Annotated in this window: 13 protein-coding genes and 3 tRNA genes; 8 read left to right on the top strand and 8 right to left on the bottom strand. The window is 59.9% G+C overall.

Annotated features, from left to right (window positions below; genetic code table 11):
* A partial coding sequence (secA, locus tag C1722_RS02375) for a preprotein translocase subunit SecA (RefSeq protein WP_180995001.1) occupies window positions 1-1,638 on the bottom strand: 1,638 nt, incomplete at its 3' end.
* 2,564 nt (window positions 1,639-4,202) lie between these two features.
* Here secA and C1722_RS02365 point away from each other — a divergent pair.
* The 6 genes from C1722_RS02365 (at window position 4,203) to C1722_RS02340 (ending at window position 7,399) form a co-directional block, all read left to right on the top strand.
* Entirely contained in the window at window positions 4,203-5,231 is a 1,029-nt protein-coding gene (locus C1722_RS02365; protein ID WP_102377831.1) for a CCA tRNA nucleotidyltransferase, read from the top strand.
* A gap of 343 nt (window positions 5,232-5,574) precedes the next feature.
* Window positions 5,575-5,648: transfer RNA gene (locus C1722_RS02360), tRNA-Gln, on the top strand.
* Between the two features lie 54 nt (window positions 5,649-5,702).
* Window positions 5,703-5,984 (top strand): HD domain-containing protein, encoded by a 282-nt coding sequence (locus tag C1722_RS02355; RefSeq protein ID WP_102377830.1) that lies wholly within the window; start codon window positions 5,703-5,705, stop codon window positions 5,982-5,984.
* Between the two features lie 112 nt (window positions 5,985-6,096).
* Window positions 6,097-6,807 (top strand): CDGSH iron-sulfur domain-containing protein, encoded by a 711-nt coding sequence (locus C1722_RS02350; protein ID WP_102379494.1) that lies wholly within the window; start codon window positions 6,097-6,099, stop codon window positions 6,805-6,807.
* Between the two features lie 343 nt (window positions 6,808-7,150).
* Window positions 7,151-7,224 (top strand) — tRNA-Gln (locus C1722_RS02345).
* A gap of 98 nt (window positions 7,225-7,322) precedes the next feature.
* Window positions 7,323-7,399: transfer RNA gene (locus tag C1722_RS02340), tRNA-Glu, on the top strand.
* 78 nt (window positions 7,400-7,477) lie between these two features.
* On the opposite strand, the gene C1722_RS02335 is transcribed toward C1722_RS02340, so the two are convergent.
* The 5 genes from C1722_RS02335 to C1722_RS17770 all read right to left on the bottom strand — a co-directional run bounded on the left by C1722_RS02335 (window position 7,478) and on the right by C1722_RS17770 (window position 14,225).
* Entirely contained in the window at window positions 7,478-8,887 is a 1,410-nt protein-coding gene (locus tag C1722_RS02335; protein ID WP_102377829.1) for an SLC13 family permease, read from the bottom strand.
* A gap of 69 nt (window positions 8,888-8,956) precedes the next feature.
* On the bottom strand, window positions 8,957-10,366 hold the full coding sequence (locus C1722_RS02330; protein ID WP_180994999.1) for an SLC13 family permease: 1,410 nt from the start codon (window positions 10,364-10,366) through the stop codon (window positions 8,957-8,959).
* A 71-nt stretch (window positions 10,367-10,437) separates the two neighbouring features.
* A complete protein-coding gene (locus C1722_RS02325) occupies window positions 10,438-11,265 on the bottom strand; it encodes a 4Fe-4S dicluster domain-containing protein (RefSeq protein ID WP_102377827.1) in 828 nt (275 codons plus the stop codon).
* Window position 11,266: 1 nt separating this feature from the next.
* On the bottom strand, window positions 11,267-13,879 hold the full coding sequence (locus tag C1722_RS02320; RefSeq protein ID WP_102377826.1) for a molybdopterin-dependent oxidoreductase: 2,613 nt from the start codon (window positions 13,877-13,879) through the stop codon (window positions 11,267-11,269).
* Window positions 13,880-14,033: 154 nt separating this feature from the next.
* The gene (locus C1722_RS17770) at window positions 14,034-14,225 is read right to left on the bottom strand and encodes a zinc-ribbon domain-containing protein (protein WP_425319332.1); all 192 of its coding nucleotides are present in this window, start codon (window positions 14,223-14,225) and stop codon (window positions 14,034-14,036) included.
* 334 nt (window positions 14,226-14,559) lie between these two features.
* Between C1722_RS17770 and C1722_RS02315 the strand changes: the two genes are divergently transcribed.
* Window positions 14,560-16,074 (top strand): helix-turn-helix transcriptional regulator, encoded by a 1,515-nt coding sequence (locus C1722_RS02315; protein ID WP_102377825.1) that lies wholly within the window; start codon window positions 14,560-14,562, stop codon window positions 16,072-16,074.
* A 375-nt stretch (window positions 16,075-16,449) separates the two neighbouring features.
* On the opposite strand, the gene C1722_RS02310 is transcribed toward C1722_RS02315, so the two are convergent.
* A complete protein-coding gene (locus tag C1722_RS02310) occupies window positions 16,450-18,096 on the bottom strand; it encodes an FAD-binding protein (protein WP_180994998.1) in 1,647 nt (548 codons plus the stop codon).
* Window positions 18,097-18,337: 241 nt separating this feature from the next.
* Between C1722_RS02310 and C1722_RS02305 the strand changes: the two genes are divergently transcribed.
* Window positions 18,338-19,813 carry a response regulator transcription factor gene (locus C1722_RS02305; protein WP_102377823.1) on the top strand — a complete coding sequence of 492 codons (1,476 nt, stop codon included), beginning with the start codon at window positions 18,338-18,340 and terminating at the stop codon, window positions 19,811-19,813.
* 142 nt (window positions 19,814-19,955) lie between these two features.
* Here the strand turns inward: C1722_RS02305 and C1722_RS02300 are convergent, their stop codons facing one another.
* Entirely contained in the window at window positions 19,956-20,216 is a 261-nt protein-coding gene (locus C1722_RS02300) for a hypothetical protein (RefSeq protein WP_102377822.1), read from the bottom strand.
* Between the last annotated feature and the right edge of the window lie 899 nt (window positions 20,217-21,115).

The following is a 21,115-nucleotide window of genomic DNA, read 5'->3' as shown; positions in this document are numbered from 1 at the left end:
GCTTTCGCGGTCTTCGGCCGTCGGCGCGGGCGGCTTGCCTTCTTCGGCTTCGACGCCCTCGGGCAGCTCCGGATCGAAACCGCGTGCGCGAAGCACGTCCTCGGCCATGACCTCGGGGTTGCCGCCGAGCAGGATGTCGGTACCACGGCCCGCCATGTTCGTGGCGATGGTTACCGCGCCGACGCGACCGGCCTGGGCGATGATGTGCGCTTCGCGCTCGTGGTTCTTCGCGTTCAACGTCTCGTGCTTGATGCCGCGCTTGTCGAGCAAGCGGGAAAGCCGCTCGGAGCTCTCGATCGATACGGTGCCGATGAGGCACGGCTGCCCCACCGCATTGCGGGCCGCCACTTCGTCGGCGACCGCGTTGAACTTCGCGTCGATGTTGCGGTAGATCAGGTCGTCCTCGTCTTTGCGGACGACCGGTCTGTTCGGGGGGATGGCCATGACGGGCAGGTTGTAGATCTGGCGGAACTCGGCGTCCTCGGTCATAGCGGTACCGGTCATGCCGGAGAGCTTCTCGTAGAGGCGGAAGTAGTTCTGCAGCGTGATGGTGGCGAGCGTCTGGTTCTCCTCGCGCACGAGCACGTGCTCTTTGGCTTCGAGCGCCTGATGGAGGCCCTCCGAATAGCGGCGGCCCTCCATGATGCGGCCCGTGAACTCGTCGACGATCTTCACCTCGCCGTCCACGACGACGTAGTCGACGTCGCGGTGGAAGAGGAACTGCGCCTTCAGGGCCTGCTGCAGATGGTTTGCGAGCTGGCCCGACGGATCGGCGTACAAATCGTCGATGCCGAGCATCGCCTCGATCTTCTCAAGCCCGCTCTCGGTTGCGTTGATGGTCTTCTTCGCTTCATCCATGTCGTAATCGACATCGCGCGTGAGCCCGGGCATGACGCGGGCGAACTTGTTATAGGTCTCGGCCGCCTGCGTGCCGGCACCCGAGATGATGAGGGGGGTTCGCGCCTCGTCGATGAGGATCGAGTCGACCTCGTCGACGATGGCGAAGTGGTGGCCGCGCTGCACGCGGCTTGCCGCCTTCGTAACCATGTTGTCGCGCAGGTAGTCGAAGCCGAATTCCGAATTCGTGCCGTAGGTGACGGCCGCTCGGTAGGCGGGGATCTTCTGGTCGGGTTTCATGCCGTTTTGAATGAGGCCGACGTCCATGCCGAGGAACTTGTAGATGCGGCCCATCCATTCGCTGTCGCGCTTGGCCAGGTAGTCGTTGACCGTGACGATGTGCACGTTCTCGCCGGTCAGAGCATTGAGGTAGCCTGCAAGCGTGGATACGAGCGTTTTGCCTTCGCCGGTCTTCATCTCGGCGATCTGGCCGTCGTTCAAAGCCATGCCGCCGATGAGCTGCACGTCGAAGTGGCGCATGCCGAGCGTTCGCACGCCCGCCTCGCGCACCGCGGCGAACGCTTCGGGCAGAAGCGACTCGAGCGATTCGCCGTTTTCCTGCCGTTCCATGAACGCGGCGGTGAGCGCCATGAGCTCGGCATCCGAGAGCTCTTGCATCCCGGGCTCCAAGCCGTTGATCCTCTGAACCGTATCTTCGTAACGCTTAAGCTGCTTCCCTTCGCCAAGCGTGAGGAGTTTCGATAAAAAACCTNGCAGTGTAGGCGTCCTCGCGCGTCGCATCCCTGCGCACCGCCGCATGCGCGAACCAGAGCGCCGCCTGCAGCGCACCGCCTTCGAACAACCTCGTCGAAGCGGAAACGAGCGCATCGATCAGACGGGCGCGATATTCCTCGCGCTGCTGCAGGATGAACTCGTTCTTGCCCTCGCTCGGAAGGAGGTCGCCGCGGTACAGCTCGCACAGCCGAGCGTAGACGGCCGACCACGCCTCGACGTCGGGCGGCTCGAGCAGGAGCTTGTTGCACAGCTCGTCGAACTCCGCCACATCGCTTGCCACCGCGCGGGTATCGAGCTTGCAGCTGTATTGGAGACGAACGAGGTACGGGCACTCCTCGCCGCCCGGAACCACCAACGCCTTGCGCAGCATCGACCACGTGCTGTAGAAGTTCCTGCGCGCCGTCGCCGTCGAGCTCGTGGGCCATAGCAGCGAGGCAAGGCGGTCCCTCAGAATCTCCTTGCCCTGGTTCAACGTCAGAAGCGCGAGCAGCGTTTTGACCTTCTGCCTGCGAAACAGCGAAGGATCGACTTCGTTTTCGCCGATGGAAACATCGAGGCCCCCGAACAGGCGAATGTTGAGCGTCGGGACGGCCGTCGCCCGCCCGAGCGAAGCGATGCCGAAACGACGCGTATCGGGAAAGGCCGCATCGCCGACCTTCGGCGAACCCGGAATGAGGGCATCTCCGTTCGCGCGGCGTTCCCGCTCGAACGCGCTGCGTTGCGAGAACAGCTGCATGTCGAGCGTCTGAGCCGTAGCCCTCGCCGCCGCAAGCGGCGGATACAGCGCATCGGGAGAAGCGAGCGCCTTCGCCTTGTCCCACGCATCGAGAAGCGACGCGCTTCCGCAATCGAACGCGCCCTCTTCCCAACTGCGACGCAGGTAGTCCCCCACGATCGAAAGCACACGCTCGGCATCGGCCCCGCTCGCCTGCCCGAATCCGCAGGCCCCCTCGCCGGAAAGGGCATCGAGCGACCACAGGAGAATCGCGGTTTCGGGATCGCCGACGCGACCGCACCGCAGGCACGCTTCGGCGAGGAAGGCCGCCGCGCAGGCATCTTCGGCGAGCCAGACGACAGCCAGGGCAAGTGCCTCCCAGTGCCGATCGGCATCGCCCAGGGCATCGGCCACGGCCGAAGCGCGCGTCGGGGGATCGCCGCCGTAGGGTTGGCGCGCCAAACGTCCGAGCACCGCCACGGCCCGGTTCCTGTCCCCGGCATCGCCGTAGCGAGCCAGCAGCAACGCGGCATTGCCGCGCGCGGAATCGGGTACGGCCGAACGGGCGAGCACCCGCTCGGCGAGGGCGGTTGCCGCAGAAACGTCGTCGAGCCCGGCAAGCCTCCACGCCTCGCCGACGAAAACGGAGGCGTTCTGCGCGTTGAGCCGCAGCGTCTTGCTCTCGAACAGGTGATGCGCGGGCAGCAGGCACCCCGCCCGGGCGAGCTCCCTCGACCGGGCGCCAAGCCAGGCGATGCGCCCATCGCCGTTGCTGCATCCATCGACGAGCAGGCACGCGCGCTCCGCCGATCCGCGAGCGAGCAGCGCGTCGGCGAGGCGGGAAACAAGCGCTTCGCCGTCCGCGAACGACGAGCTCGCCGCCATGCGGGCGAGCGAACCCGAGAACGCCTGCACCACCTCATCGGCGGAAAACGGATACGTCTCGAACCGCTCGGTGTGCTCGTCAACGCCCAAGAACAGGTATTCTTCGCCGAGCAGGGCCCTCGTATCGCTTTTGAGGGGCCCCGAGAACGCCTCCGCTTCCTCGATGCTCCCCCGCCCAAGCGCCAGCATAACGAACAGCCCGAGGAGCGCGTCGGTGGGAAGCACGTCGCCCACAACGCCGCGCAACAGGTCGAGCGAAGCAGTCGCGCCTCCCCATAAAAGCCCCGGCACCCCATCGACCTGCGAGCTCGGAAGCCGCCTGCGAGGCCCGATGCCGGCATCGTTTGCGAGCAGGCGCATTTCGTCTTCGGTAACGATGAAATCCTTCGAACCGATCCGTATGCTGTCGGGCTGCCGATCGGCGAATGCGCGGTAGAGCGGCGACATGGTGACGACGACCTCCCATCCCCGCTCGAGCAGCTTGTCGATGCACCCCGACACCTCCTCGGCACGTACCGCCGTGAGCCTCGGCAAATCCTCGATCACCACAAGCGAGCGCCTGCGGAATAGCGAGACAAGCGACGAAGCGATCGTACCGCGGTCGACATCGCGCAGAAAACAGGGGCTTTGGGCGTTGAGCCAGACGACGTCCTGGAACCCGAAAATCGATTCCGCGTACTCGGCGGCGAGCGCCGTCTTACCGAACCCCGTCGGAGCAATGAGGAAGCGTACGACGTCGCGTTTCTGGATCATGAGGGACAAAAGCCCCGAGCGCTGATGGCAGACCCGCCCCCGAAGATGCCGCGGCTTGCATCCGTTGCACGCCGAACCCGCGATGTAATCTGCCATACCCCTGCGCCTCCCTCATGCGGGAACGACCATCGGGACAGAATATGATAGGTTCGATCATATTTAGGGGCAATACCTGACATAGCATAATGCTGTGCCATGCCGTGGTATAGTTTGCACCATGAACGAACGGCACACAACCATCGAACTTCCAGCACGCGCATCGGCATCCATCGAGGTGCTCGAGCGGGCGGGCTTCGAAGCGTGGTGCGTCGGCGGATTCGTGCGCGATTCCCTCATGGGCCGCCCGTCAGGCGATATCGACGTCGCCACGTCGGCCCCGTGGCAAGAAGCGCAGGCGGCGTTTGAGGAGGCGGGCTATCGCACGCACGAAACGGGAGTGAAGCACGGCACCATCACCGTGATCGTCGACGGCGAAACGGTCGAAGTCACCACCTATCGCATCGATGGGCCGTATACCGACGCCCGCCACCCCGACTCCGTCACATTCGTGCGGGACATCGCCTCCGACCTCGATCGCCGCGACTTCACGATGAACGCCATCGCCTACCACCCGCGACGCGGGCTCTTCGATCCGCACGGCGGATCGGCCGATATCGCGGCGAAAGTCATCCGCGCGGTCGGCGAGCCGAAGCGCCGGTTTTCCGAAGACGCGCTTCGCATCCTGCGCGCATGCAGGTTCGCCTCGCAACTCGGGTTCGCCATCGAAGCCGCTACACTCCGAAGCATGGAGGCGTGCGCACCGCTGCTCTCGTCGATCGCCTCGGAGCGAATTTCAAAAGAGCTGCAGGGATTCGTATGCGCACCGCACGTCCACGATGCGCTCATGGAATGCGCCGACGTGCTGGCGCACCTCATGCCCGAGCTCTCCGCAATGAAGGGATTCGACCAACGGACGCCCTACCACGTCTACGACGTGCTCGAGCATACCGCTTACGTGATGCAGAACACCCCGCCCTACCCGCTCGTCCGCTGGGCCGCGCTGTTCCACGATATGGGCAAACCGCGTGCCTTCTTCGCAGGCGAAGACGGCGTTGGGCATTTCTACGGCCACGCCAAGCTGAGTATCGAGCTCGCCCGGCCGACCATGAAGCGGCTCGCCCTGCCCTCTTCGCTGATCGACGACGTGCTGCTTTTGGTCAGGTACCACGACGNGCACGTACCCGCCGAGTTTCACGACGGGCTGTAGGCCGTAGCGCTACCGCGCGCCGACCACCCTGACGCGACGTGCGCGCCCCTTCGGCGTCCGCGCCCTTTCATGTCGTGTACGGATTGTCGGCCGGAAGACACGGTTTTTGCGGCGAATCCGTGTCTTCCGGCCGACAATCTTTGTTGCCTAGCGCAGCGCAACGTGCGTGCAAGAGCGCCGTGCGGCACCCCTGCGCCCAGCTGCAAAGGGCAAGCGCCGGTCGTTCGGTCGCGTTTTTGGTAATTTGTCAAAACAGGCTTGACGAAGTGCGCGCATCACCGTAATATATTCACTCGCGTTTGCTCCCGGAAACCGAAGGTCTTCGAGTTCAGCGCAAAGAAGCTGGGGTGTCGTCTAATGGCAGGACAGCGGTTTCTGGTACCGTATGTGAGGGTTCGACTCCTTCCACCCCAGCCAGTTTTTTTGCACCGTGCAGTACGGGTGTTGCGAGGTTTGACGAAANTTCGGGCCATGTGCGACCTCAAGCGGGGCGACGCGCTCGCACAGGCGCCGCAATGCCACGGCAGGGTCGCCCTCGCCGACGAGCTCGATCGGGTACTCGACGGCATCCTCGAAGCGCAGGAGGCGTTCTCCCTAAAAGACCTGGCCGTCAACGGCACCGACCTCATCGCACTCGGCATAGCGCCGGGACCCGAAATCGGACGGCTGCTCGAGGAGGTCCTCGAAGCGGTGATCGACGAGAGGGTTCCCAACGAAAAGAGCAGCCTGCTCGCTTTTGTTCAAATGCGATGACGAAGCCTCAACCGTTCGGCAACGAACCACGTCAACGGCGCGCGCTCGTTACCTGCGATCAATATACTTGGTCGCAGGCCTTTTCGAGGCAGACGAGAAAGCGAGGCAGTTCATGGAGAACCCCACCCAGCCCGACAGCCCCTGCGGCAACGGCATGAAGATCACCGTCGCAGAAGACGGCCCCTACATCGTATGCGGCCACGTGCCGCTCAAACGCGAGATCATCACGCTCGTCGGCGGCCATCGCGAATACGAGCTCGACCGCATCTTCGAGACCGAGGAAACCTACGCGCTCTGCCGCTGCGGCCACACCAAAACTCCCCCGTTCTGCGACGGATCGCATATCGAGGCGCACTTCAAGGGAACCGAGACCGCATCGAAGGAAGACTTCCTCGACCGCGCCGACCTCTATCCCGGCGGCGGTGTCGATCTCTTCGACGACAACCGCTGCGCGTTCGCCCGATTCTGCCACCGCGAGGAAGGCGACGTCTGGTCGCTCACCGAGGCATCGGACGATCCGCACCTGATGGACGAAGCCGTCAAAGCCTCGACCGACTGCCCCGCCGGAAGGCTCGTACACCGCCGCAACGACGACGGCACGCTCATCGAACCCGACCTCGAACCCGAGATATCGCTGCTCGAGGATCCCGAGAAAGGCGTGAGCGCGTGCCTCTACGTGAAAGGCGGAATCCCGCTCGAATCGGCTGACGGTACGATGTACGAGCTGCGCAACCGCTATGCGCTCTGCCGTTGCGGCCAATCGCGCAACAAACCGTTCTGCGACGCGATGCACGTACCCGCCGAGTTTCACGACGGGCTGTAGGCCGTAGCGCTACCGCGCGCCGACCACCCTGACGCGACGTGCGCGCCCCTTCGGCGTCCGCGCCCTTTCATGTCGTGTACGGATTGTCGGCCGGAAGACACGGTTTTTGCGGCGAATCCGTGTCTTCCGGCCGACAATCTTTGTTGCCTAGCGCAGCGCAACGTGCGTGCAAGAGCGCCGTGCGGCACCCCTGCGCCCAGCTGCAAAGGGCAAGCGCCGGTCGTTCGGTCGCGTTTTTGGTAATTTGTCAAAACAGGCTTGACGAAGTGCGCGCATCACCGTAATATATTCACTCGCGTTTGCTCCCGGAAACCGAAGGTCTTCGAGTTCAGCGCAAAGAAGCTGGGGTGTCGTCTAATGGCAGGACAGCGGTTTCTGGTACCGTATGTGAGGGTTCGACTCCTTCCACCCCAGCCAGTTTTTTTGCACCGTGCAGTACGGGTGTTGCGAGGTTTGACGAAATAAGTTCTTGACGAACCTTGCCACTCCCTATAAACTACCACGATGCGCCACATGGTCCCGTCGTCTAGCGGTTCAGGACGCCGCCCTCTCAAGGCGGAGGTCGCCGGTTCGAATCCGGTCGGGACTACCAAAAATTTGAAGAACCCCCGCAGGTCGGGGGTTCTTTTTTTGATGCCTGAAACGTGTTTGCGTCAAGTTCCCTCACCGGTCAGTTCGGGATCCCCAAAACACCCACCATGAACGGAACCCACGCCGCCAACAGCGTGATCAGGCACAGGACCGGCACGATGCCCGCCTTGAACGCGTCGCCGAACGAATAGACGTTATCGCGATACGAGAGGGCCAAACCGGGGTTGATGGGAAGAAGCAGGTTGCCCGACAGGATCGCGGCGAGCAGAATGGCCGGTATCGCGGGAGAATACCCAGCCGACATGCAGTACGTCATGAGCGGTGGAATGAGAATAGTGGCAAACGCAGGACCGACCGGCACGAACGAATGTGTGAAATAGACCGCCGCTACGATGAGCCAGAACGTAAGGAACATGCCCAATTCCATAACGCCGCTGTTCAAGAACAGGTTTGCCAAAAAAGCCACGCCCCCCGTCGAACCGACGATGCCGCCGAGGGAGATCACGGCGCCGATCATGATGACGATCGTCCAGGGAACCTCGCGCTGGAACTCGTCGAACGTGAGCAACCTCACGCCGGGGGCGCACATGAGCGCAAGGGCTACGACTGAAACCGTCGTCACATTGAGCGCCGGCACCCACGAACCGATGATCCACAGCACGGGAACGCCTAAAAGGAAAACCAGCGTCTTCTTTTCCTCAAGCGTCAACGACCCGAGCGACGCGGCTTTCGCCGTAAGCACACGCAGGCTCTCCTCGTCGATGGGTTCGGGCTTGAACACTCTGGTAAGCACAACCCATATGATCGGGATCATCACAATGGCGACGGGAGCGGCTGCGAGTATCCACGACAGAAACGGGATCGTCTGCCCCGTTGCCTGCTCAACCAGCCCGAGTGCGAGCACGTTGATGGAGGCGCCTGCGGGCGTAGCCATCCCGCCCATGAATATCGCAAACGCACTCCCGAGGTACAGGCACTTCGCAAGATTAGACTTCCCCTTCACGTGCCCGGCGTTCTCGAGCACCGTATCGGCGAACCCGAGGAACAGCACGAGCGTTGCAGAATCGTTCATTACAGCCGAGAGCAGTCCTCCCGCCACCATGAACGCCAGTACGAGTTTGCGGGAATCCCTGCCCGCTATCCGCACGAGAAATCCCGTCAAACGAATAGCGAGATCGGACTTCATAACGATGGCCGTCAGCGAGAATACGGCCATCGCGAAGATCACCGTCGTTGTGCCGAAGCCCGAAAAAACCGTATTGATCTCCGCTATGCCGAGCAGAGGTGCGAGCACGAGGGCGAGAAGACCCGTCACACCCATGGGCAGCGTTTCGCATATCCACATCGCAACAGCCGCAAACAGTATGGCGAGTCCCACTATCCCCTCGTGGGTGAGTCCCTCGATCGGAGGCAGGAACCATCCGACGACCAGGATGACAAGCGCAAGAGGGATGCCGACGAACTTCTTGTTTACGCTAACACGAACCATAACTCCCCCTATCCCCCGGGCCCCGGCCCAATCGGCCGGGGCCCGTAAGCGATTATGCTCAGTAATACATTACATGGCAATGCCCAGCAGACCCGAAGCAAACGGAGTCCATGCGCTCAGCAGCACCACAAAGATGATGGCCGGGATAATGCCGGTCTTGAACAGCTCGCTTGCCGTCCAGCAGTTGTCGCGGTAGGCAAGCGCCATACCGGGATTGAAAGGAAGCAGGAAGTTGCCCGAGAGCAGGATCGCGAGCATCATGCCCGGCACAGCAGGAGACATGCCGACCGAAACGCAGAACGCCATCAGGGGAGGAACGAGCAGCGTGATGAATGCAGGTCCGATCGGAACGAGCGTATGGAATGCGTATACGGCCAGCATGATGAGCAGCAGCGAGAAGAACCCGCCGAGTTCGGTGACCCCCGTCGAGAGGAACATGTTCGCAAGGTACGCGACGCCGCCGGTAGCGTTGACGATGCCGCCCAAGCACAGCACGGCGCCGATCATGATGACGATCGTCCACGGAACCTCGCGCTGGAATTCTTCGAACGTGAGCAGCTTGATGCCGGGAAGGAACATCGCAGCAAGACCGAGCACGGTCACCGTGGTAACGTTGAGCGCAGGAATCCACGAGCCGGCGATCCAGAGGACCGGCATGGCGATAAGGAAGAACAGCGTCTTCTTTTCCTCGCCCACCAGCGGGCCGAGCGCCTTCGCGCGGTTCTGCAGCTCGTCGAGATCCTTTTGCTCGATCGGTTCGGGCTTGAGGATTTTGACGACAGCGAACCAGGTAATGGGAACCATCAGAAGGCAGACGGGCATGCAGGCCACCATCCAATCGACGAAGCTGATCGTCTGGCCCATGGTCTGCTCGAGCATGCCGATAACAAGCACGTTGATCGAAGAACCTGCGGGGGTTGCTCCGCCGCCGATGAACGCGCAGAGGGCGATTCCGATGTAGAGAGCCTTCGCCAAGTGCGATTCGCCGATCTTATGGCCCGCATTGTTGATGACGATCATCGACAAGCCGATTACAAGTACCAGCACAGCCGAATCGTTCATAACCGTCGACAGCAGCCAGGAGACGCACATGAAGGCGAGCACGAGCTTGTTCGAGTTCGGACCCGACCATTTCGTCATGGTTGCCGTCAGGCGAATCGCGAGGTTCGACTTCATGACGATGGCCGTGAGGCCGAATACCGCGATGGCGAAAATGACCGTCGTCGTACCGAAACCCGAGAAGACCGTGTTGATCTCGGCGATGCCGACGATGGGGGCTACGACAAGTGCCAAAAGCCCCGCGACCCCCATGGGTATCGACTCGCATATCCACAGAGCAACGGTCGCTAAAAGAATGGCGAGCCCCAATATCCCCTCATGGGTTAAGTCGCCCGTCCCGGGCAGAAAGAGCCCGGCGATTACGATGACTGCCGCAATAACCAGTCCGACAGTCTGTTTTACCGAAGATACGTTTTGCATAGATTCCCCTAACATTTCGTGTTGAAGGATCGGCGGAGCGCCACAGAATACGCAGCGCCCCACCACGGATGTTATTCGGCGGCTGCGAACACATCGATCGGACCGGCGTTGCAATCCTTAGACGTCGCATCGGCTTTCACCATGCGCGTCATATACCCCTCGGCCTCAACGTATACGTTGTAGAGCGCGGCATCGACCTGGTGGAACCAGAAATCCCCGAACTCATCGGTCTCGGTCTGCAGCAACTCCGACGTCTCGGCGTTCTCGAGGGTAACCTGCGCTCCGACTACCACCTCGTCCGATTCCAGGTCAACCACGACGCCGGCAACGAAGCGCTTCGGCAGGTTCAGATAGTATACGCGGGGACGATCGGCGTCAGCGCGCTCGGGCGCAATGAACTCCGCGGAGCCGAGCTCGTCTGCGAACTCCGATTCGTCTCCGAAGCGGATAGCGTCATGGGGGCACGCATCGACGCACCGCGGCACCGTCCATCCTTCGTCGAGCAGGTGGGCGCATCCCGTGCACTTCTGCGGAACGTCGTACTCCTCGTTCCAGAAAATCGCTCCGTAGGGGCACGCCTCCACAAGCTCGCGCTTGCCTTTTGCCTTCTCGGGATCGACGATCACAAGCCCGTCGTCGCGTCGGTAGACGGCATCGGGGGCCGCCTTCATGCACGGAGCGTCGCCGCAGTGCTGGCAAAGCTCCACAACGTAGGACACCTTGACCTTCGGCACGCTACCGCGCACCGTCTCGTTAACGCCTATCCAAAAATGACCGGTATCGGGTTGAGGCAACGCAACGGGAGACCAGTCGTTGTCGCAGTGTTCGTCTTTGCAGGCAATCTGGCAGTTTCGGCAACCATTGCATTTTGCTGGATCAATTACGAATACTTTGCCCATGCTAGTTTCCTTCCACGATGAACTCGTCTACCACAACTCCCGATGCCGGGTCGTATGCGCGTCCAAATGCCTCGGGGTACTGCGCCGCAAGCTGGAATACATCAACTTTTTCGATATTGACGAGGAATCCGCTGGTAACCTCGCCATGCGCATTTTTCGACGTAGTTGCCGATGGGGCAATGAGATTGTTGGCTCCGCCGCGGTCGAGCCCGCCGACCCCGGACACAATGGTATCGACGCGCGCCCCGTGATCCTGGTAAACCGCACCGGGCATGATGCGCTCCGACACGATAACGCCGCCGAGTACGCCGCCTCGCTCGTTGTACAACTTCGCGACATCGCCCGTTTTCAGGCCGAGCTTTCCAGCGTCTATCGGGTTCACCCATACCGGCTCGTATGCGTAGCCGTCCGGCCCGACCACCTTGCATGTCTGAATTTCTCGCAACCACGTAATGTCATCGCAATTGGCATGGACACGCCAGCGCGGATGGTTCGAAACGATGAGGAACGGATAGTCTATCGCCCGCTTGGAATCGATACGCTCCTCGTGCCCGTCTCCCTCTTCAATCCATCGAGGAATCGGACCGCGAATCTCATCGTCGGGGAAAATGTCGGCAAGGGCAGTCGAGTAGTATTCGAGTTTGCCCGAGGGCGTCGAAAGCGGATGATTCTCAGGATCTTCGTAGAACTGGCTCAAACCTACAGGAAGATCCTCCCACTTTTCCTTCGTCGGGAACGGGTAGTACTGCTTTTCCTTGAACTCCTCGAACGACAGTTTCTCGGAAGCACCCGTGTTCTCGAAGCCGGCTTTGATGAAATCGCCAACCGTCTTGCCACCGTCCATCATGCGAGCATGCAGATCTTCGTAGATTCCACCGAACCGCTCGAGCTTCTTGGCCACTTCCTCAACAGCCTCAAGATCGGATTTGGATTCGCCCAATGCCTCGATGGCCTGCTGCTCGTAGTACACAACCGACCACATCCCGTTATCGGAGTCGGTGCCGATGTCCTCTTCTTCGAACTTCGTATTGATGGGAAGGAGGATGTCGGCGAACAGGCAATCGTTTTCCATCCACGGATGTTGAATGAGCAAGAACTCGATGGATTCGTGACGTAAAGCCTCCTGCATCTCGTTCCCGCCGTTCCAGCACGTTTCCCAGCACGGCGCATCCGACCAGATCATATGAATGCGCTCTTGGCCTTCGAGGGGAAACGTAAGCGGACCGACGAACTGATCCTCGCGCGGCAGGCCGGCCGCAATGTGCCCGTACCACTGCACAGGGGGATTGGTGATGGCCTCGGGGATCATCGTTTTGGGAATGAGGCTGGGTCGTACCGAATACTGGCGCCCGCGGAATGCGGGTCCGCAGTTCGGTATCTCGACCGACGGGGGCATGGGAGTCACGCTCTCCATGCCGAAAAGCGACCATTCGATGAACTTGAACTGGTTCGCTCCCGGCTTTCCGAGCGCTTGCATGCCCAGGAGGGCGACTTCGAGCCGAGCGGGCTCGTGGGCGAAAGCGGAGCGAATGAACGAACCGCCGTTGCAGTGGGCGATCGATACGGCATGCTTCGCCCAATAGCGGGCAAGCGCCTTAATGGTGTAGGAAGGTACCCCGCATTTTTTCTCCGCCCATTTAGGCGTTTTCGGGATACCGTCTTCTCCCCCCATCACGTAGTAAGCGAAATTATCGAACCCGATCGAGTGCGTGTCGAGGTACTCGCGGTCGAATGTACCTTCCGACAACCACACGTAGGCGATGGCCAGCTGGAGCGCCGCATCGGTGTTCGGGAGCACGGGAATCCACTTATCGGCGTGCACGGCGTTGGTGTAGTTCACATCGGGAGATATATGGATCTGCTTTACGCCTATCTCGGTGAACCAGAAGCATAAACGGCTCGCCATCATGCCGCCCCAGCCCCACGGAGTCGTTTCGGGGTCGCAGCCCCAGAACAGGACGGCATCACCGTTTTCGGAAATATCCTTGATTACGTTGTTCTGCATGTTCTGCTGGCCAAGCGGATCCATACCCCAAATATGCTTGGCACCCCAATACCAACCTTCCCAGCTATCGGGTTGGCGAGCCTGCAGAGTGTAATCGCCAATCAAGCCGAGCATGCGCGTCTGACATCCATGGGTACCGTGGACGAACTTCGTCTCGCCGTGGCCGTCGCCCTGAACAAGGATCGAAAGCGGCCCGTACTCATCATGGATTCGTTTGATCTCTTCGGCGATGGTCTGAGCCGCTTCATCCCACGAGATGCGAACGTACTTGCTTTTGCCGCGGTTTTGCGGATTGCGCTCGCCTGCCGGATCCCAATCCACGCGCTTCATGGGATAAGGGATTCGGTTCTTGGAGTACACGCGCTTTTTGTACCCGTACGATAAAGGACCCGATACCACCTTGTAGCCCGGCTCGAAGGTATGCCCGCGAGCCTCTATCTTCCAGGCATTGAAATGATCTTCACCGTACTTTTCATCAAAGTGGAACGGGCGAATACGCAGAATGCGGTCTTGCTCTTCATCAACGTCGACGCTGCATACGTTCGCTCCGATGGCGGAGGCGCAAAAGCCCATCCCTTTTACGATCGTTTTTCCTTTAGCACTTCCCATAATGTTCCTCTCGTCTTCTTACCACTTCATGAAGTTGAATGCATCGAGGTCGGGCATGGCATCCTTATCCTGAATCTTGCTTTCACTCGGCGCCGCCGGCTTCGCCGGAGGCTTGGGTCCTTTCGCATCAGCACCCCTCGGAGCGTTCGGGACGCTATTCGCCGNCCTGAGCACCGGGAACGCCGGGTGCCGGCGGCGCGCCGGCGCGACCCATAGCCGCTGCCGGGATCTTTAGGAGAGGTTTTCCACACGAGGTGCACACCTCGCTTCCCGATGGATTAGTCGCGCCGCACGAGGTGCATACCGACTCTCCCCCCTCGTCGACACTTGGTGGCCTAAAACACATACGTCCTCCTTTCGTCATCGACGCCGATGCTTTCGCGCATCGAAGCGTATGAACACTCAGTATGTAAACCGGGAGGAGGAAATGCATCATGCCACCTTGATCCTTAATGACCGAACACCTCATCATCACATGATGAATTACCTGATCAAATACCTATAAATACACGATGAAATCTCTTGTTGTCAGGATGGAAAACAAAGCGCATTCCTCAGAGAACCAACCGAATCCGGGCGCATCATCACCCCGAGATGATGCTCAACAAGGGTGTGTTCCGATAGAATGAGAATGCGTTCTGCAGCATCATTGGCTTCGCGTTCAGAGATGAAAGGCAACCATGAAACGTTTTCTTATTCGTTCTTCCGAAAAAAGAAGCAGCTGCGAACCCAAAGCGCCCTTCAACGCGCTTTCGCTCTTGGCCCTCTTAGGTTTTTCATGCTATATATTCTGGGAGCTGCTCGGAATTTTCGGCGCATTGCCCTTTGCGGCTCCCTACTTTCCCAGCGATTCTCTCTGGTTCATGAGAGTAAGCGGGTTTTTCGTTCTCGCCGTCAGCTTTCTTGTGGCCACGAGAACGTATCGCAACCTCGAGAACCGCCCGAGCTTCGTTCTCGGTCTGGGCGCGTTATCGGCGCTTTTGGTTCTGCTGCTTTCGGCCGTGTTCCCTTTGCTGGCAACGCCTCCCGTATGGTTGGGGGTAATCGCCTGGAGTGCGCACGGGCTCAGCCTGGCTTTCCTCATGTTCGCGTGGGCGTTGTATTTCAGCGCGTGCTTCGATTCGTGGACCGCCATCGTCGTAGCCGTAGGCTACGTGATAGGCTTCTCGATGTTCTTCCTCTACTCGCTTACGATCCCGTTCGACAACACGGCGTCTTCCCTGTTCCTGGGTTTCGCAAGCGCAGCAGCAACGGTCGGCATGCTGGCTTTCCTGCTCTTCGCCAGCAAGATGCCGCTGCATCTGCTCAAGAAAAGGCAGGAAGACGGATCGGATGCCGCTTCGGCGAAAAACGACACGGAGCCACAGGGCACCTCCGGCCGCGCTGGCCTCAAAAGCGCCTCTCGGATTGTCTACGCAACGACCTGCGGCATCAACTTCGGTTTCGCCATCATCCTGCTTCAGTCGATCGGAACGATGTCGGTGAGCTACGGGGCGATCGGGGGGATGGCAGGATGCATTATAGCGCTGATAGCGCTTTCCGCAGGAGCCCTCAACAGGGGGGCGGATATTCGTCGCATAGGATTCGTGCCCGTAGCCGCCCCCTTGCTGTTCCTCCCCTTAGGCGGCATGGCAAGCTACATACTATGCAGCATCCCCATCATAGCTACCTCCATCTTCACAGCAACCGTCAGCTGGTACAGCACCGCACGCAAATCGTCCTCGAAGAAGCGTGGGCCGATCGATGTTTTCTCCAAAGAGAAGATGCCCGGATGGTTCGGACTTCTGATCGGAGCTATCGTATGCGAGGTCGCCGTCAATGCCAGCACCGATGTTTTCACCGTCATCATCGCGGCACTCGTAGCTCTGATATGCATCGCATTCGCTTTTCTCGAATTATGCACCTACAACAACACCGACGATCAGCATGCGATTGCGAGTAAGACCGGAGAACGGAGCGAAGTCCCAAGCAGGCGCTTTCGTGATCGATGCGATGCGATCTCCCAATCGTACGGCCTGACCCCACGTGAAGCCGAAGTCCTTGTGCTGCTCGCCAAAGGCTATCATGCCGATTCCATATCGGCGGAACTGAGCATCGCGAGGCCCACGACGAGAACGCACATCCAACATATCTACCAGAAGCTCACGATCAACTCCCAACAGGAGCTGATTCGCATTGTCGACATGCGGTCGTAGGGCAAACGGAGATCGCGCGAATGGGCCCGAAAGAAACCGCTCTCCCGCAGCCCGACCCTTACCGTCGATCGCCCGATGAACGCAGTCAGCCCACCCGAGGCGGGCTATGCCGAGGAAACCCAGATCAAAAGCATATTCGGTATTCTTATTGTCGTTGCCCTGATCGCCGAACACCTACACGAGGACCTACACGAGGATCGGTACCGTTTATGCGGCCGATCGCATGGAACCGCTTCGCTTCCATGCGAAGCCCCGAACATGCAACGGGGCTCCCTCGCAGGAGCCCCGTTGCCCGGCAGAACCTGGACGCGTATGCGGCCGGTCGACGGGTCGCATACGCAAACCCGTACCGCGCGAGCGTACGGCGCGCGCCTCTTACAGGTTTCCCAGCATGTTCTTAATGCCGATCCAGCTCATAACCGCACCCGCACCGAGCGTCATACCTGCTCCGCAATACTGACCGCCCGTGATGCTGGCGCTGCAGTTTCCTACCGCCAGCAAGCCGGGAATAACGTTTCCCCTCGCATCAACGACTTGAGCGTACTCGTTGGTTTTCAGGCCGCCATTGGTGCCGCACGTGCCCGGAACGTACAACGAAGCGTAAAACGGTGGCGTTGCGAGCGGAGCGAGCACGGGATTGGGCAGCTCGCTCAAGTAGGGGTGATACGCCCCCACGGCCTTGTCGGCATCCTTCTCGCCCCTATGCCAATCAAGATCGATTCCCTGCTCGGCGTATCCATTGAATTTTACGACCTCGTCGGTAAGCCCCTGCGGGTCGATTCCGAAATGCTCGGCTATCTCTTCGAGCGTGTCCGCTTTGAAGAAATTCTCGGGAATCGGATCCTCCGCCGCCTTCATGCCAGGAAGCAGCCCGCCTCCGCTTGCGAGGTAATTACTGTCGCAAATCCACACCGCCGGAATGTTGGCAAAGCCCGGTTTCGCTGTATCGTAATTCCCGAATGCCCTATTGAACACCGCGTAGGCCGAGGACTCGTTCGCAAAACGCCTGCCGTCTTTGTTCACTACGATACTGCCCGCGCCGCTTCGGTAGATACCCCAGTCCGTCAGAGAAATACTGAACACGGCATCGGCGTTCTCGTCGAACGGCTCGGGTAAAAAGCTCGGTACGCCCCAGTTGGTATCCATATTCGAAAGAGCGGCTCCCACCGAAACGCCCATCGCCTGAGCGTCCCCCACGTTTCCTTCGGCGGCGTTCGTTACGTAAATCGGCACCGATTGAAACGCACGCACCATATCCGGATTATGGTCGAAACCGCCTGTTCCCAGAACGACGCATTGGTTGGCCTTGATGCGCATTTCCTTTCCGCCATCGGTCGCCTTCACGCCGATGACCGTGCCCGTTTCGTCGACGATGATCTCTTCAGCCGCCGTACCCATAAGCACTTCGATTCCCTGATCCTTGACATCCTGCTGCAGCTGCGACCAAAGTCCCGCTCCGCCGTTGCCCAGACTCGCCTGCCGGCCTTGGGATCTGAAGCCGTCGTAAGGCTCGTAATAGTCTTTGAAGCCCATACCCGGCGTATCTGCAACCCATTCCCACCCGAACGTGTCACGCGTCCACTCGAGCAGCGCGTTGGCGTTGTCGACGTACAGCTCCATGGCAGCTTCGTTGCCGCGCCCCGCTGCGACTGCCTTCATGTACTTCAAGGCGTCTTCCCGTGTATCGGCCATACCCGCATCCTGCCCCGCATAGAACAGAGGGATCCAGAGCGTTCCGCCCGATGTAGCAGACGTACCTCCCCAGATGGAGCTTTTCTCGATAATGGTAACGTTCTCTACGCCGTTTGCCTTCGCAACCAGGGCCGCAAAGGCCGACGTGCCAGAACCGACAACGAGCACATCGGTCTCTACGTCCCATGGGACATCCTGCGCCCCTGTTGCGCCTTGCGAACCGTTGCCCTGGCTCGCGCATGCGGGCAATGCGCCGAGAGCCGCGATACCCAGCCCCGCAATACCGGCCCCCTTTATGAAGCCCCTCCTGCTCACACTTCCCTGCTTCATGTTCTCACCTTTCCTTGTTGAGCGTATTCCTTTGCGCCTTCGCCCGAGTGCCGTACGACAACGGCGACACGAACCCCCGCGCAGCGCCCGTACTCCGTTCGCCGAACGAACATCTGCGGACACCTGTATAATAGGAACGCCGCGCATGCGGCAGAAGTCCGATCAATCATCGTATTTTTCGGCATTCGCCGATGTAATATGAAACGGATTACCCTACCGAAGGGAAACGGAGGAACATCCCGTGACGTCAAGCGGCACGTTGAAAGCTGCAGTCCTTGCCTGCACGACGGTCGCCTTGGCCGCGAGGGGCACCTGGTTCAACCTTGTCGGTTACAGCCCCGCTTTCGTTGCCGCAGGCGATCAGGCTCTTGCATCCTCCGGCAGATTCGGCTTCATGGCAACAAGCGCCTTGTTCGTGATCGTTTTCGCATTGCTTGGCAGTAAAGCCATCGGATTGCGCACGCCGATTTTTCCGCTCGTTCCCGTACTGATGCTCATGGGGACGGGAATGTTCGGGCTCGCGTCGAACCAATCGATCATAGACCCTGGCAGCATGTTCCTTGTGGGCGGGGCACTGCTCGGCATAGGCAACGCCTGGGGAACGCTGTGCGCGTACAGCATCCTTGGACGTACGGGATCGCTCTGGCATGTCGTTGTCTGCTGTTCGATTTCGAGCTCTCTTTCGGCGATCGCCAGCGCCTTCGTTCAAGACCTGGGCGGTTCGGGCGATCAGGTTACCGCAGCGCTGGTTTTGGTGATCATCGTGTTTATCGCCCTGTTCGCAGCCTTCAAACTGCTCGAGCGCTTCGATATCGCCGCCGCATCCCCCACCCGCGACGACAAGCCCCGCACGCTCGGCATGGGCGAGCAGCTCCGAGCGGTAGCTCGATCTTTTTCCGTCAACCGAGGACAGGTTCTTCAGCTGGCAATGATCACCCTTGCCATGATAGCCCTCAGAGGATCGAGCAACGGCGGCGTTTGGGGCGACCAGCGCGTCAATGGCTCCATGTTCGCAGGGTCGCTGGCGTTGATGATAGCCCTCTTTCTCGCAGTCGCGCTTGTCTCCTTCTGGGTGTTCTTCAAGAATCCGAGTAAAAGCCGCTACCACATTCCCCTGCTGGTGCTCATAGGATGCTTTCTGATCCTCGCAGTGGCCGGAGATTCCCTCGACGCGACGACGCGCATCACCCTGAACTCGGCCATCGAGCTGTTCTGCCAGCTCATATTTACGTTCGCCGTCGTTGACAGCATGAGGAAAATGCCATCGGCTGGCATAGCCGTTGCCGGATTAGCTGCCGGGTTTTCATGGGTTCTTGCTCTTTGCTGGATGTTCTTCTTTGAATCCATCGGATCGATCGCCAACATCGCAATCGTTGTCGTTGCCTACCTCCTCGTCGTTTTAGTGGCCTCCCCGAACGTCGCATCGGCCGATAAGAAGGCGGCAGCTGGTTTCGATTCCGAAAACGATGCATTCGCCGAAAACGTCAATCCTTTCGATGGCGTGATACAGCGAAGCAAGGCGCTTTCCGAACGGTACCGCCTCACGAAACGCGAGGGAGAGATACTCGAACTGCTCGCCCAGGGAAGAAGCGTTCCCTACATATGCAACGAGTTGGTGCTTGCCGAAGGAACCGTAAGAACGCATATGACGAGGATCTACAAGAAGCTCGACATCCACTCCAAGCAGGAGCTTTTCGACCTCCTGACGGAGCGCTGATTGCGCGCGAAGGCATTGGGGCGAAAGAAAGCCCTCGCGCCCTGACGCGTTCCGCGTCGAGCCGCAAGGGCAACTTGGTTTATGGGGGCCGCATCCATCATGCGGCCCCCAAGTGTTCGGTTGCAACAAGAAAGTGTCTGCCCTACCCTTGCTTGTATACGACGTAGGTCTCTTTCACCTGGCCGTTCGCGTCGAATGCGGCGATTTCCGCAGCGCTTTTGAATTCGAGATCGTCGCCCTTGTATCCGTAGTTGCTGTTGTTCATGGTGTACATGTATCCGTAGATGATGCCGCCTTCCTCTGCGGCCTTATCCTGGGCGTCGACGAGCTCCTGCGCTGCGGCCCTGCACTTGTCGAGCTCCTTCGGGTTCCACAGGCGATCTCCACCAAGCGGTCCAAGCATTTCATCCTCCAATCAGTAGCTTGCAGTACTCACATGATACGTACCCGTCGGAAAAATACGCCGAGATCAGGCCAACGAAAACGGGAGGCTCCGCAACAAATAGAGGATACGCGATGTTCGGTGTCGGCCGCAGAGGAGCTAGCCCCAGCTGATCGGGGACTGCGAAGCGCGGCCTCGAATCAGGGCGATCCGACGATCCCGTGCATCTCGGGCACTATCGCCGTCAAAGGAGGCGGCTTGGCACCGTGTGATCCCGAAGCATCCGCCATACCGCATAGAGCTGGACGCGCAATCCCGCCCAAGCGTTAAGCCGGAATCCGCGCAGCTCCGTAAAAGCGCGAAAAGCACCTTCGCTCCACGATCGGTCGCCAGGAAACGCCGAAGCGGAACTTGCGGCAGAAAACGGAAGGTTTTCGTCGCCGTATCGCCGCTCGCACCTCCGAAACAAGCCGTCTTGAGCCGGCCGGCCAGATCGATCCCGATCAGCGGCATGCCGATGGCGGACTTGCTCCGATTCGGCTCGCGAAGCGACGAAAACCTCTCGTTTTCCGCCAACTTCAAGTTGGGTCTATCAAACCACACAATAATCGCCGTTCTGAAGTTGCACCTATTTCGGTAGCATTTCAAGTTTTTCGTAGGCTCTATCGAATCGCCTGATCAAGATCCCGCGATTGCACGTGGTCCCCGGGCTGCGGTCGTCAAGCATTCTCCGAATGCTTTCAAGATCGAGAAAACCCTTCAGAACGGCGGTTTTTGTCATGATATCTGCAATTCCAATGCAGAACCGGCAGCAATGCCCGGAAACCTTCTGTGCGCATCGACGCGGATCCGCCAGCAATGCCCGAGCACCTTCAGCGTACGCAACCGATTTCGGCACGCACCGAGTAGGTCCCAGCACG

It is taken from the genome of Raoultibacter timonensis (assembly GCF_900240215.1).
Taxonomy (GTDB): Bacteria; Actinomycetota; Coriobacteriia; order Coriobacteriales; family Eggerthellaceae; genus Raoultibacter; species Raoultibacter timonensis.
This window is presented reverse-complemented; position numbering and strand designations above follow the sequence as displayed.